Source organism: Apibacter sp. ESL0432 (assembly GCF_019469225.1).
Taxonomy (GTDB): Bacteria; Bacteroidota; Bacteroidia; order Flavobacteriales; family Weeksellaceae; genus Apibacter.
In genome coordinates this window covers 1,468,363-1,483,153 of record NZ_CP048266.1, presented here as the reverse complement: position 1 = coordinate 1,483,153, position 14,791 = coordinate 1,468,363, and the positions used below count along the sequence as shown (strand labels likewise).

Sequence of the window (14,791 nt, the reverse complement as noted above, 5' to 3'; positions counted from 1 at the left end):
TAAATTTAATTTTAAAGACCAATTTTTTCAACCAATGAGAATAGATAAATTTTTATGGTGTGTGCGTTTCTATAAAACGCGGGCAATTGCCACCGAAGAATGTAAGAAAAATCGAGTATTTTTAGATGATGCTCCCTTGAAGCCTTCAAAAGAAATATTAGTTGGTGAAACGTATAAAATTAGAAAAAATCAGATTGACTATACGATTCAAGTTATACAAATTCCTCCCAATCGGGTAGGAGCAAAATTGGTTCCTTTATATATAAAAGACCTGACAGATCCTGAGCAGATTGAAATGATGAAATCAAGAACACAAACGCAAAACTATTACAGGCAAAAAGGATTAGGCAGGCCTACCAAAAAGGATAGGAGAGAATTAGACGATTATACTCTTGAATGGGAAGATGAATAAATACACTAAAAGTTTATTTTGTATTTTTTAGAACTTCAATAATTTCATTGCTTATTTCTTCCGGAGTTTTTTGGTTAACCGCTATCTTATAAGCAGCCGACTCATAAAATGTTGAACGTTCAAATAAATGCTTGGCAATAAATTCCGGTAAAGATTCGTCTTCTAAATGTGCAATAAGAGGGCGGTGTTCTTTTTCTTTACTTAACCTTTTTGCCAATTCTGAGACATTCATTTTTAAATAGAAGGAGTAGCTTTTTTCTTTAATTTTATCCATGTTGCGATGATAAATAGGAGTACCTCCTCCTAAACTCAACACTATATTGTCACCGTTCAATAATTCATTCAGATAAAAATTTTCTTTTTTACGAAAATAAATTTCTCCAAGGATTGAAAAAATTTCTTGAATAGACTTATTTTCTTGAGCTGAAATATACTCATCTAAATCAATAAAAGTTATGTTGAGAGATTTCGCAAGATATTTGCCAACAGTAGATTTTCCACTTCCCATATAACCCAATAAAGAAATAATCATACGATCAGATTTTTTACAAATATCATATTTTTTTATCAAATATATTTGCATACCCAAAAAAAGTCATTATATTTGCACTCGCTAAACGAAAATGCTTAGCAAACACTAAATAAAGACCTGGTAGCTCAGTTGGTAGAGCACAACACTTTTAATGTTGGGGTCCTGGGTTCGAGCCCCAGCCAGGTCACAATCTATTCAAAGAATAGATTATATATACATTTAGGGAGACCTGGTAGCTCAGTTGGTAGAGCACAACACTTTTAATGTTGGGGTCCTGGGTTCGAGCCCCAGCCAGGTCACATTTTGAAAATTCGCGCTTGAGATTCTCAAGCTTTTCTTGTTTATGACTCCGTAGCTCAGTTGGTAGAGCAATTGACTCTTAATCAATGGGTCGAGAGTTCGAGCCTCTCCGGGGTCACCTAAAAATCAATGAGTTACAAATTTTTTGTAGCTCTTTTTATTTCACGTACGTAAACAAACTAGAAACAACAACAGAAAAAAAAGTTCGACTTCAGTTCTAGTATTTATTTTATTCATTTATACTATTTCAATATTTTTTTAAATTAACGGCTAATAGTTATTAAAAATATTGTTGGAAGTTTTTGTGCAAAAATTTTTGTCTTACTATTATCTAAAAATTTAACTTTATATTGTAAAAATTTATTGTTTGAATTATCTTCTGGTTTCTTGATCTAATAATTTAAGGAGGGTGGGAATTCTATAATTACCATGCATATTTTGAATACATTGAGAAGCTCCATTAAGTGAAATTCCGACAGAACTAATATATAAGGGCTTTTTACTTTCGCCTCTTGTTATTTCCTGAACAATAGACTTGCCGGTAGAAAAAGGATTTTTAGCTACCCCTATAATTGGAATTTTCTCTTCCAATGCATCAAATAAGTATTTACCCAAGCCCGGCCGATGGGTGTCATCTAAATATACGAAGCCATCAACTATAATCTGACTCATATCTTTTAAATTTATTTGCTTCAATAACTCTAAAATACAAGGAAGCTCTCTTTTATAAAACATTCCCGATTCATATTCAGATACTTCATAAATATAAGTAGTAATTAAGTCATTAGGAATGGGTTGATTCCAGTTTTTAAATAGTAAACCCACAACTTTTGCTCGGTTCGGATAGTAATAAACATCAATAGCAAGTTTCATTTTTATTTAATTTTAATTTATTCCAAAAGTGATAAATTTTTTTAATTGAAAATAGAGGGTAAAATAATTCATAAAATAAATATTTATTTTTAAATAAGGTTAAAATAAAAATAAATATACTAAATTAGCATAATTAATATAAAATAATTAAAAATGTTATGAAAAAAAATCTACTTTTTATTTTATTTTGGTGTATCATAACTACACCACTGTTGGCAACCGTTGATATTTCAAAACAAGAAAATTACTTGAGAGGACATTTTGTAATATCCACAACCACCAATTACGACGCGATGGATGTATATGGAATATTGAATTTTTTTATGCAATATTCGGAAAGTGAAAAAAAATGGAATTATGAACTGGCGGGGTTAACCTGGGAAGAAATGGCTAAGGCTATTAATGGAAATCCGGAGGTTATTTTTACAAAATTATCCGGAAAATTTGGTTGGAAAAATATCAATAGTTTAAAAGTTTTAACTCAATTAAATTTAAACTACAAAAATTATAATGGAGTTTTCAATGGCAATTATTTTAAGAACTTAGAAACATTATATTGTACTGGCAATCGATTAACAACAATAGATGTAACTAAAAATGTTAATTTGAAGGGTTTATATTGTAATTCGAATCAATTAAAAATCTTAGATCTATCCAAAAATCTTAATTTAATTTATTTGAATTGTTCATCCAATCAGCTAATAACCTTGGATATATCTAAAAACGTTAATTTGAAAGAATTATATGGTTATTCCAATAAGCTAAAGACCTTGGATGTGTCTAAAAATGTTAATTTAATGCTTTTAAATATTTATTCCAATCAACTAACCACCTTGGATGTATCTAAAAATGTTAATTTATTTGTTTTAAAGTGTTTTTCGAATCAATTAACCACCTTGGATGTCTCTAAAAATGTTAATTTGTATAGTTTAAATTGTAATTCCAATCAATTAACAACTTTAGATGTATCTAAAAATAGTAAACTAACATTTTTAGATTGTTATTCCAATAAGCTAAAAGCCTTAGATGTTTCTAAAAATGTTAATTTGACAGAATTATATTGTAATTCCAATCAATTAACCACCTTGGATGTCTCTAAAAATGTTAATTTAAAAATTTTAAATTGTAATTTGAATCAATTAACAACCTTAGATGTATCTAAAAATGTTAATTTAACAACATTAAATTGTTATTCGAATCAATTTACAAATTTAGATGTCTCTAAAAATGTTAATTTAATATACTTATATTTTAGTGATAATAAGATAGCTCAATTGCTGGTTCCAAAAGTTCATAAGATAAGTGAATTAAGTGGAATTAATAACAATTTAAAGTTATCCACCTTAAAAGGAAATTTTCTTACAATTAAATCTTTAACATTAAACCCACAAGCAACGCTTCAAGGAGGAGTTAAAGGTATTTTTGAAGTGTTGGATTTATCATCAGAATATACTATCGATGGAAAATATACTACTTATACCTGGTATGATAAAACAACTCAACAAGAAGTCGGCGCCTATGCACTAAAAGGTAAATTTTATGCCGGTCCGGAAAATGCAGGCAAAACTTTGATCTGTAAGATGAAAAATGAATTATTTCCAAACTTTGTTTTAGAATATGAAGTAAAGATAAAAAATACCGTATCATTTGCATCAAGAAATATAAAAGAAAACATACCGGAAGAATTTGTATGGGTAGGTCCTCAAGAAAATGAAACAGAATCAATACAACTATTTCCAAATCCGGTAATAGATGAATTAAAAATAGAAACTACAGCAAAAGTAACATCAGTGAGTGTTTACAATTATGCAGGAAAAGAAGTTAAAAGATATCCAAGGATAATAAATAATGAATTGGATTTACAAGATTTATCTGCGGGAATTTATATCGTAAATATAGATACCGAAATAGGAACATTATCCAAAAAAATTATAAAAAAATAATTTAAACAAAAATAAAGTAAAAAAACCTGCTTTTTTAGCAGGTTTTTTTTTGTACGAATTAAAATATCATTTATATAAAAAAAACTATATTCAAATTTGCTCCAATCAGTTGAAAGTTTTTTTTATGAATCTAATATTAACAGTTATGCTATGCGTTATTCATATTTTGATTCAATGAATAATTATGGGATAAATTGATTTTTAACGTTTAAATAATTGTAATAGTTTATTGTAAAAAAATAATATTTTATTTTTTAATAAATTGTAAATTCATTTAAATATATTATATTAGCATAAAATATAAAAATTAACAATATTATGAAAAAAAATCTATTATTTATTTTGGCGTTCATGTTTGTAAGTGCCACTATACCGGCTAAAGAATTATTTTTGGATAAAAAAGATTATATTGTAAATAACAATATGGTTTCTTCAGTTACAAAATATAATCCAATAGATGTCTATGGAATATTAAATTTCTTAATGCAATATTCTCAAGAAACAAAAAAATGGAATTATGAGAAACTAGGGTTGAACTGGAAAGATATTTATAACACTTTAATGGGTAGACCTGAAATTTTGATTAATAAATTATCATCAAAATTCATATGGGAAGAGCGCAATGGTCATAAAGTTGTAACTAGAATTCATTTAGATAATAATGTTGATGAAGAAAAGAAATTAACAGGAGATTTTAACGGAAAATATTTTAAGTATCTAGAGTATTTTTTTATTGGGGGTAATAAATTAACCTCCTTAGATGTATCAAAAAATTCATTTCTTATAGTTTTAGATTGTGGATATAATCAAATTAATACGTTAAAAGTATGTAATAATGGTAAACTAAGTTATATTGATTGTAATAATAATAAACTTACATTTTTAGATGTATCTAATAATAAAAATTTATCAACATTACACTGCTATAATAATAAACTTACCAATTTAAATTTATCAAACACAAAAGGATTAGAATATTTATATTGTCACGAAAATAATTTAAAAGCTTTAGATGTGTCCGATTGTTTAAATTTAGGTGTACTTAATTGTAATGAAAATCAATTAACTTCAATAGATGTATCTAAAAATTTTTATTTATCTAGATTATATTGTTCCAACAATAGTATATCAACTTTGGATTTATCTAATAATTCAAATTTATATGAATTAAGCTGTGATAACAATCAATTGCCTAAACTAGATTTATTCAATAATTATCGTTTAAGAGATTTAAATTGCTCTTATAATAAATTAACTAGTTTAGATGTAACAATGGATAATATAGAAAGAGTATCTTGTTCTCATAATCTATTGAAGTATTCAACATTTGATATTAATACTAAAGGCTTAATATATCTTAATATAACACCTCAGGAAACAACCCAAGGAGGAAGTAAAAGTTTTTATGAGATTATAGATTTATCTTCGGACTTCAAGTCTAAAAATGGGGGACAAACCTATTATTCCTGGTATGATAAAGCAACCGGTTTGCCGGTAACTATGTATGCCTATAATGGGCGATTTATAGCGGGTTCGAAAAATGCGGGAAAAACATTGATATGTAAGATGATAGGAGGTCCCAGATTCGGGACTTTTGAATTAGAATATGAAGTAACGATACAAAAAATTTCACCTTTTTCAGCCAAAAGTTCATTAAGTACCCTACCGGAAAATTTTAAACTCATAGGAGGGCAAGAAAATGAAACAGAATCAATACAACTAACACCAAATCCGGTAATAGATATATTAAAAATAAATACAGCAGCAAAAGTAACATCAGTGAGTGTTTACAATTATGCAGGAAAAGAAGTTAAAAGATATCCAAGGGTAATAAATAATGAATTGGATTTACAAGATTTGCCTTCAGGAATTTATATCGTAAATATAGATACCGAAATAGGAACATTATCCAAAAAAATTATAAAAAAATAATTTAAACAAAAATAAAGTAAAAAAAACCTGCTAAAAAAGCAGGTTTTTTTTATGTGAAAAATAGTGGGTTTGATATTGAAAGCGATAAATTTATTATTAAAAATAGGATTTAGTAAAATAATATATAGAATAAATAATTAACTATTTATTTTTAAATAAGGTTAAAATAAAAATAAATATATTAAATTAGCATATATAAATAATAAAAAAATTAAAAAATGTTATGAAAAAAAAATTACTTTCTATTTTATTGTGGTGTTTTATTGCAACACCACTGTTGGCAACCGTTGATATTTCTAAACAAGAAAATTACTTGAGAGAACATTTTGTAGCATCCACCACCACCAATTATGATGCGATGGATGTATACGGAATATTGAATTTTTTTATGCAATATTCGGAAAGTAATAAAAAATGGAATTATGAACTGGCGGGGTTAACCTGGGAAGAAATGGCTAAAGCTATTAATGGAAATCCGGAGGTTATTTTTACAAAATTATCCGGAGTATTTACATGGAAAGCTAGCAATAATATTAAAGTTTTAACTCAATTAAATTTAAACTATAAAAATTATAGTGGAGTTTTTGATGGAAGATATTTTAAGAACTTAGAATATTTAAATTGTTATTACAATCGATTGAAAGCTATAGATTTATCTAAAAATGTTAATTTAACAAATTTAAGTTGTGATAACAATCAATTAGCAACTTTGGATGTGTCTAAAAATGTTAATTTGAATAAATTATATTGTTATTCCAATCAGTTAACAACCTTGGATATCTCTAAAAATGTTAATTTGAAGGGTTTATGGTGTTATTCGAATAAATTAACTGCCTTGGATGTCTCTAAAAATGTTAATTTAACAAATTTAAGTTGTGATAACAATCAATTAAGAACCTTAGATGTCTCTAAAAATGTTAATTTGAATAATTTATATTGTAGTTCCAATCAGTTAACAACCTTGGATATCTCTAAAAATCTTGATTTAATATATTTAAATTGTTATTCCAATCAATTAACAACCTTGGATATCTCTAAAAATGTTAATTTAACATATTTAAATTGTTATTCCAATCAATTAACAACTTTGGATGTATCTAAAAATGTTTATTTAGTATATTTATATTTTTATAACAATAAAATAGCTCAATTGCTAGTTCCGAAAGTTCATAAGATAAGTGAATTAAATGGAATTAATAATAATTTAAAATTATCCACTTTAAAAGGAAATTTTCTTACAATTAAATCTTTAAAATTAAACCCACAAGCAACACTTAAAGGAGGGGTTAAAGGTATTTTTGAAGTGTTGGATTTATCATCAGAATATAGTATTGATGGAAAATATACCACCTATACCTGGTATGATAAAACAACTCAACAAGAAGTCGGCACGTATGCATTAAAAGGTAAATTTTATGCCGGTCCGGAAAATGCAGGCAAAACTTTGATCTGTAAGATGAAAAATGAATTAATTCCCAACTTTGTTTTAGAATATGAAGTAACGATAAAAAATACCGTATCATTTGCTTCAAGAGATATAAATGAAAACATACCGGAAGGATTTGTACGGATAGGTCCTCAAAAAAATGAAACAGAATCGATACAACTATTTCCTAATCCGGTAATAGATATATTAAAAATAAATACTACAGCAAAAGTAACATCAGCAAGTGTTTACAATTATGCGGGAAAAGAAGTTAAAAGATATCCAAGGGTAATAAATAATGAATTGGATTTACAAGATTTACCTGCAGGAATTTATATCGTGAATCTTGCAACCGATCAGGGAATACTTTCTAAGAAAATTATTAAAAAGTAAATTATAATAATTAAAAAACCTGCTAAAGAGCAGGTTTTTTTTATTTATGAGTTGATAAAATTACAAACGTTTAATAAAAAAAACACTTCATTAAAGACCGATTTAAAATAAAGTTTATAGTTCAATTGCTTATATAATTCCCTGCTTATTACGTATGTTTTTTTGCTAAAAATTAGCTGTGCCATATTCTATATATAAATGTGGAATTAATTGATTCTTAAAATTAAACAGAATCCATGTTAGAATCTACAAAAAAAAAAATATTTTATTTTTAATAGCTAATTATTTAAATTATTATTGATATATTAGTATATTAAAATTTATAAAATAATAATATTATGAAAAAAAATTTATTTTTTATGTTGTTATGCGTCTTATTAAGCGTAACAATGATGGCTAAAGATCCTGTTTTGGAAAAAAGACAATATTTAGTAAGTAATTTTGATGTTTCAAAAATCTCTGTTTATGATCCAAGGGATGTTTTAGGAATTTTGAATTTTTTAATGCAATATTCTGAAGAGGATAACGAATGGAATTATGAGCAGTTAGGATTGACCTGGAAAGATATGGTTGATGCCATAAATGGTAAGACTAGCAGTGTCATTTTAAAATTATTTCGCAGATTTGAGTGGGAAGATAAAAATGGAGTTAAAGTTTTAACTTTTTTAGATTTGAGTAATTACGATAGTTTAAGTAAAAATAAATTTTATGGAGAATTTGATGGAAAATATTTTAAAAATTTAAAAGAATTGTATATAAATTCAACACAATTAACTTCAATTGATTTATCTAAGAATTTAAATTTAACAAAATTTGTTTCTAGAAAAAATAATTTAACTTCATTAGATGTATCAAAGAATATTAATTTAAAATTTTTAGATTGTAGCCAGAATTCACTAAATAAATTGGACTTATCACAAAATGTGAATTTAGTAAGTTTGAATTGTTCATATAATCAATTTACCACTTTAGATGTATCTAAGTATATTAATTTAAAATTTTTAGATTGTAGCCAGAATTCACTAAATAAATTGGACTTATCACAAAATGTGAATTTAGTAAGTTTGAATTGTTCATATAATCAATTTACCACTTTAGATGTATCAAAAAATGTGGAATTAGTAAATTTGTGTGGTTCTAATAATCAACTTATCACTTTAGATTTATCACAAAATGTGGAATTAGAAGAATTATACTGTGATAATAATCAATTAACATCATTGGATTTATCAAATAATTTTAAATTAAAAGAATTAAATTGTTCTAAAAATAAATTAAATACTTTAGATGTATCGAATAATAAACTTGAATATTTATTCTGTTATAAAAATGAACTAATAACTTTAAATGTTTCCAATGCTATTAATTTAAAAAATTTAAATTGTTCTGAAAATAAACTAACTAATTTAGATGTATCAAATAGTACAGAGCTAAAAGAATTAGATTGCAGTTTAAATAAGCTTACTTCTTTAAATACATCTAAAAATAGTAAATTAAGTATACTCACTTGTAACTATAATCAATTAGGCTCATTAGACTTAACGGCTAATAAATTATTTGTATTAATTGCAAATAATAATCAATTTAAAATTTCAACTCTTAAAGGTGATTTCGCTAAAATAGAATTTATCGGATTTACTCCTCAATCAACTCTACAAGGAGGTACAAAGGGTTACTTAGACATATTGGATCTTTCTTCTGAATATAATTTCCGAGGAAAGAAAACAACCTATGTTTGGTATGATAAAGCCACCCAAAAAGAGGTAAAAGTGAATGGAAGTAGAGGTAAGTTTTACGCAAGTCGAAAAAATGCAGGAAAAACATTAATTTGTGAAATGAAAAATGATTTAATTACCAATTTAACTTTAAAGTACGAAGTAACCATAGCCAATTCAGCAAGATTTGTTGAAAATAATACGAATGCGTTTGCTATTGAAGAAATTAAATCAGAAAATCCTTCTGTGAATTGGGTAGAGTCAATTAAACTATATCCTAATCCGGTTACTGATATTGTAAATATCACTTCACCTTTTAAAACTTTATCGGTTGATGTATATAATTATTCCGGAAAATTAGTAAAAACTTTTCCATCTCTTAAAAACAACGAAATAAATGTGCAAGACCTGGCTCCGGGAATATACATAGTAACACTTACAACCGATCAAGGTATAGTAACTAAGAAAATCATAAAAAAATAATTTAAAAAATGTAAAAAAACCTGCATCAAGTGCAGGTTTTTTTATTTTGAAATATTATTTAAAACTATATAATAGATAACTTATACTACTGTTTAAAATCCTTTTTACTCAATGAATAAATTTAGAATTTACCGTTTTTATTTTTATGTTCAGCATTTGCAGGTATGGTTTCCACAATATCCCAATGTTCAGCAATTTTGCCATTTTCAATTCTGAATAAATCATAGAATGAAGTGGGTTTATTGGCCATAACGCCTTCAGAAACTACTAATACAAAATTTCCTTCTCCTAGAATTTTATGAATTTGAGTATATTTGAAAGTAAGTCCCATTTTATTCAATTTCTCTAAGCCGGCTTTTAATCCGTCTAACCCGTCACCAATGAGTGGGTGGTGTTGAATGTAATTATTTCCGTTAAAATAATTTTCCAAGTTGGAAGGATTTTTACCCATCAAGACATCCGTAACAAAACCTTCGGCTACCGCTTTGTTTGCTTTCAATCCGGCCTCATCAGTTTCTTTGATTGTAGTATCCCCATCTATTAACGTATGTCCGCTTGGATTCTTCGGTTGTTCAGCTTGTAAATTGTCCCAATGTTCTACAATTAATCCGTTTTCAAAACGGAAAATATCAAATCCAACGGTTGGAGTTTTATACCCATATTCCGTTTGGGCAACAACATAATCCCCGTCACTCAACATACGTACAATGTTAACACTCGGTTTAGAAGCTGATAAACTTTTCACAAGGGTCTTAAAACCTTCAACGCCGTCAGCTGCTCCCAAATTGTGTTGAATATACTTATTTGGATTAATGTATTTCAACGGTGCTTCATTTCCTGTGTTAAATGAAGAAAGTAACTCCCTAACTTTTTCTTTATTAGAGGGTTCTTCGTTTTCCGCGGTAGAATCTTCCACCTTTTCAGTGTTCGTTTGATCCGTAGCTTCAACAGGTTCTTTTTTAGTTTGGTTGCAAGAAACTGCTAACAAAGCTATTCCGACAACCGCTGCTAGATAACTTATTTTTTTCATATTATTAAAAATTTATTATTTATTATTCATCAATTCACTTATAGGCATTTTTAATTTTTTATGTTTATAAAAACAGGCGTATTCAGTGTTTTTCAACTGTTGTAAGAATTTTATTCGTGTAAAGGTAAGTGTGGATTTTATGAGTGTAATGATAAAAAGTATGCCAAAGCTGATAAATTTAGGACAGGTGTTGCTTTTTAAAATCGATAGGGCTAATACCTACCCACTTTCTAAAAAATTTGCTGAAATTGGTGGGTTCGTCAAATCCCAGTTCAAATGAAATTTCCTTTATATTGAGTTCACTGTAAACCAAAAGTCTTTTTGCTTCTAATAAAATTCGTTCATCAATATATTCTTTGGGACTTTTACCGACAGTGTTTTTAAGAGCTTTTGATAAAACTTTGGGCGATATACCCAAACTGGAGACATAATCATTTACTTTTCTCAGGATCTTGTAATTTTTTTCTACAGCGAGTGAAAACTCTAAAGTAACAGAATAACACGAAGAAGAAAGAATATTTAACGAATGACTAGTAATTTTTTTTGAATAAATAAGAAAACTACTCAGTAAATGATGTAAAATATCGGGAATATAAGGATCTTGTTCAGGAGAATAGATTTTTTTCATCAATTCCCAAATGGAAACTAAATATTCATGCGTTTCAATAGGAATATTTTTGGTAAAAGGGTTGAAAAGCTCTGATTGCTTAATTAAACGCCTTTCGTATTCATTACGAATATAAAAATCATCGGTAAACAAAATAATTTCACCCGTATAGGCAGATTCCACATCAAAAGATAAAACTTGATCTTTGCCGATAAATAAAATTTGTCCTTCCCTGACTTCAATCGGACTAAAATCTACTTTTTGAATTGTTTTACCGCTTGTAATCCGTATAATTTGATAAAAATTTGTTCTATGCGGCTTACTGGTTATAGAACATGCCCTTTGATTCATCTGAGTCAAATTTTTTATTTCAAAACCAAAAGGTAAAAGTTCATTAAAGGTATAAGATATCAAAAGAAAATTTTATACAAAGATAAAAAAATCAAAGTCATATAAACAAAGCATTATTTTATACACATTTTTATGATACTGTTTATGCTTTTGCATAAAAAATATCTATGTTTCGAAATACTAATTGATTATTTTTTATAATTTAAAAATCGTTTACGTAGCCATTCTCGAATCGGCATATCATAAAATTTCATGGACAAATAAGCAACAATGATGGAAATTAAAACGACCAGCAATCCATATTGCCATGATTGCTCCAAGGAAAGTTGATGATTGGCAATATAAGCCATATAAATATTAATAAATGGAAAATGGGTAATATAAATAGGGTAGGAGATGTCTCCCAGAAATTTACATACTGTCATTGCTTTCGGATTTTTTATTTTTCCTCCTGCGCCCAACCATATAATCAAAGGAAAGAAAATCATTAAACATATGCATTCATACCAGCGATTCCATAAGTTATTTTCACCTCCTAAATGAGGTACGGATAGAAGTATGATCAACAAAAGAGAAGTTATCAAAAAAGCATGATTAATAAAACGAAGTTTTCCAATCCTGGCTAACAATAATCCGGCTAAAAAAGGAAAAGCCAAACGAGTAAAACCGATTCTTAACTGAATAGGGTCATCGATAGACCATCCCCCGATGATGTCACCTATCGGATTTGTAAACGCATATTGAATCGTAACTCCGGCAGCAACAAGTACCAAAATAGAGAGCATTAATTTGCTGATTCTTCGTAAAATAAGGGCATAAATGATATTGGCTATATATTCAAGAAATAGAGACCAGGCAGGGCCATTCAGAGGATACATTTCATTCCAACCGCGAATGTCTAAGCCTTTTCCGACAGGAATTAAAAACATGCCGATAATCATCAATAGAAGTAATTTCAAAAGAGAAACATCAGAAGTTGCCTTCCATCCCAATGCAGGAGCATCCTGGAAATAATATAATAAAGCCCCTAAAAGCATTCCGGCAATAATCATAGGATGAAGTCGAATGATACGGCGTTTAAAAAAATCTTTTAAAGTCATACTTCCCCAGCGATCATCGTATGCATATCCCAAGACAAATCCGGATAACATAAAGAAAAAATCTACAGCCAAGTATCCATGATTTATAATTTGTAAGCTATGATCACCGCCCGTATAAATTTCAAGAACATGGAATAAAACCACCATAATAGCAGCAACTCCTCGTAAACCGTCAAGAATTACATAATGTGGCTTGGAAGCTTTTAAATCCGTTATATTTTTCATCATTGGAAGATATTGATTTCTTATTTGAATAACAAAAGTAAACTAATGATTAGTTGAACTATTGAAATATATTCTATTATTATTGTCTTATATTTGTATACAAATAATGCGTAATATTAGTAAGTGTATAAAAACATCAAATACATTCACTTGCCAACATTTGAAAATCAATCTTTTCGATTTGATCATGTAAAAATATATTGGAATGAACAGGTAACTTTCCATGAACAAAAAACATGGGAATTATCCTACATAATAACCGGCAGTGGAACCAGAAAAATGGGGGATCGGCTCGAACCCTTTCAATGCAACGAAATCGTTCTTATCCCCCCTCATATCCCTCATTGTTGGCTTTTTGAAGAATCCGATTATAATGCAGAAGGTAAGATAGAGAACATTACCCTTACATTTTCTGATCGATTTCTTGATAATTGTAAATTAACTTTTAACGAATTGCACCCATACATCCAAAAAATACAAAATTATAAACAAGCAATATCATTTATAGGAGCTCATCTGGCGAAACTTCAAAACATTTTGAAACAGATGATTGATCAATCGGAGATTGAAAGGATTTCATCTTTCATTCAAATATTAACATTACTAGGTAATTCCGATCATAGAATATTAGCAGGTAACCGAATAGAGGAAGATAAACAAATCCTTCGGTTACAAAAAATACAGCTTTATATAATGAACAATTATCAAAATACCATCACTTTAGAAGAAATGTCACAATTAGTAAATATGAACAAATCGTCATTTTGTATTTTCTTTAAAAAGATGATGGGTAAATCTTTAATGACTTACTTAAATGAATTTAGAGTGGAATCTTCCTGTCAAATGATTCAAAAAACCAATATGACCATTGCAGAAGTATGTTATTACTCAGGTTTCAAGGATGTGCCTTATTACAATAGAATTTTTAAGAAAATTAAAAATTGCACACCCAATGAATATCGAAAAAGATTTTTTCAAACGGGAAGATAAGTAACTATCGAAAGATTACACTATAAAAAAAATGCTTATCTAAGTGTGGAAAAATTTAAAATTATCTTAGAGGTGAAATACTAATATTAGTATATTTGCAAAGCTAAAAATAAACAACTTTTAAACTCACGTGGTGGAATTGGTAGACACGCCATCTTGAGGGGGTGGTGTCCATAGGATGTGCCGGTTCGAATCCGGTCGTGAGTACTTATTTTGAAATCTTTTATTTACTGTTATAATTTGATTATTCATATTATTTATTATGAATATATTTAAGGTATTAGATAAAAAGTTGATTAAAGTAAAAACGAATTTTTAAATTTTAATTTCTTTAATTAAATTAAAAAGTAATTTTATACAAATTTTTTATTTCTAGAATTTAGATAAATTTTTTGGTTGGTTGTAATCAAGGGAAGATGTGTAAATATATTATTACTAAGTTTATCTCTATACTTGTAAAAATACTATTGAATATTTTT

11 protein-coding genes and 4 tRNA genes are annotated in these 14,791 nt (G+C 27.8%); 10 read left to right on the top strand and 5 right to left on the bottom strand.

The window, feature by feature from the left end; genetic code table 11:
* The first annotated feature begins 34 nt into the window (after positions 1 to 34).
* The gene (locus tag GYM73_RS06280; protein WP_105297909.1) at positions 35 to 412 is read left to right on the top strand and encodes an RNA-binding S4 domain-containing protein; all 378 of its coding nucleotides are present in this window, start codon (positions 35 to 37) and stop codon (positions 410 to 412) included.
* Positions 413 to 425: 13 nt separating this feature from the next.
* Here GYM73_RS06280 and GYM73_RS06275 read toward each other — a convergent pair whose 3' ends face one another.
* Entirely contained in the window at positions 426 to 944 is a 519-nt protein-coding gene (locus GYM73_RS06275) for a shikimate kinase (protein WP_220233322.1), read from the bottom strand.
* A gap of 114 nt (positions 945 to 1,058) precedes the next feature.
* Between GYM73_RS06275 and GYM73_RS06270 the strand changes: the two genes are divergently transcribed.
* The 3 genes from GYM73_RS06270 to GYM73_RS06260 all read left to right on the top strand — a co-directional run bounded on the left by GYM73_RS06270 (position 1,059) and on the right by GYM73_RS06260 (position 1,362).
* Positions 1,059 to 1,131 (top strand) — tRNA-Lys (locus GYM73_RS06270).
* Positions 1,132 to 1,170: 39 nt separating this feature from the next.
* Positions 1,171 to 1,243 (top strand) — tRNA-Lys (locus tag GYM73_RS06265).
* A gap of 46 nt (positions 1,244 to 1,289) precedes the next feature.
* A tRNA-Lys gene (locus tag GYM73_RS06260) sits at positions 1,290 to 1,362 on the top strand.
* A 254-nt stretch (positions 1,363 to 1,616) separates the two neighbouring features.
* Here the strand turns inward: GYM73_RS06260 and GYM73_RS06255 are convergent.
* Entirely contained in the window at positions 1,617 to 2,117 is a 501-nt protein-coding gene (locus GYM73_RS06255) for an endonuclease V (protein WP_220233321.1), read from the bottom strand.
* Positions 2,118 to 2,275: 158 nt separating this feature from the next.
* Here GYM73_RS06255 and GYM73_RS06250 point away from each other — a divergent pair, with 158 nt between their 5' ends.
* From GYM73_RS06250 to GYM73_RS06235, 4 genes are all read left to right on the top strand, one after another.
* Positions 2,276 to 4,060 carry a T9SS type A sorting domain-containing protein gene (locus GYM73_RS06250; RefSeq protein WP_220233320.1) on the top strand — a complete coding sequence of 595 codons (1,785 nt, stop codon included), beginning with the start codon at positions 2,276 to 2,278 and terminating at the stop codon, positions 4,058 to 4,060.
* 318 nt (positions 4,061 to 4,378) lie between these two features.
* Positions 4,379 to 5,992 carry a T9SS type A sorting domain-containing protein gene (locus GYM73_RS06245; protein WP_220233319.1) on the top strand — a complete coding sequence of 538 codons (1,614 nt, stop codon included), beginning with the start codon at positions 4,379 to 4,381 and terminating at the stop codon, positions 5,990 to 5,992.
* Positions 5,993 to 6,215: 223 nt separating this feature from the next.
* A complete protein-coding gene (locus GYM73_RS06240; protein WP_220233318.1) occupies positions 6,216 to 7,811 on the top strand; it encodes a T9SS type A sorting domain-containing protein in 1,596 nt (531 codons plus the stop codon).
* A gap of 338 nt (positions 7,812 to 8,149) precedes the next feature.
* Positions 8,150 to 10,009 carry a T9SS type A sorting domain-containing protein gene (locus GYM73_RS06235; RefSeq protein WP_220233317.1) on the top strand — a complete coding sequence of 620 codons (1,860 nt, stop codon included), beginning with the start codon at positions 8,150 to 8,152 and terminating at the stop codon, positions 10,007 to 10,009.
* Between the two features lie 121 nt (positions 10,010 to 10,130).
* On the opposite strand, the gene GYM73_RS06230 is transcribed toward GYM73_RS06235, so the two are convergent.
* From GYM73_RS06230 to GYM73_RS06220, 3 genes are all read right to left on the bottom strand, one after another.
* Positions 10,131 to 11,039 carry a nuclear transport factor 2 family protein gene (locus GYM73_RS06230; protein ID WP_220233316.1) on the bottom strand — a complete coding sequence of 303 codons (909 nt, stop codon included), beginning with the start codon at positions 11,037 to 11,039 and terminating at the stop codon, positions 10,131 to 10,133.
* A gap of 178 nt (positions 11,040 to 11,217) precedes the next feature.
* Positions 11,218 to 11,997 carry an AraC family transcriptional regulator gene (locus tag GYM73_RS06225; protein WP_220233315.1) on the bottom strand — a complete coding sequence of 260 codons (780 nt, stop codon included), beginning with the start codon at positions 11,995 to 11,997 and terminating at the stop codon, positions 11,218 to 11,220.
* Positions 11,998 to 12,185: 188 nt separating this feature from the next.
* Positions 12,186 to 13,325, bottom strand: coding sequence for an acyltransferase family protein (locus GYM73_RS06220; RefSeq protein WP_370625921.1), 1,140 nt, complete (start codon positions 13,323 to 13,325; stop codon positions 12,186 to 12,188).
* A 147-nt stretch (positions 13,326 to 13,472) separates the two neighbouring features.
* On the opposite strand from GYM73_RS06220, the gene GYM73_RS06215 reads away from it, so the two are divergent.
* Together GYM73_RS06215 and GYM73_RS06210 are read left to right on the top strand one after the other, a co-directional pair.
* The gene (locus GYM73_RS06215) at positions 13,473 to 14,312 is read left to right on the top strand and encodes an AraC family transcriptional regulator (protein WP_220233314.1); all 840 of its coding nucleotides are present in this window, start codon (positions 13,473 to 13,475) and stop codon (positions 14,310 to 14,312) included.
* 124 nt (positions 14,313 to 14,436) lie between these two features.
* Positions 14,437 to 14,519, top strand: a tRNA-Leu gene (locus tag GYM73_RS06210).
* Positions 14,520 to 14,791 lie beyond the last annotated feature (272 nt).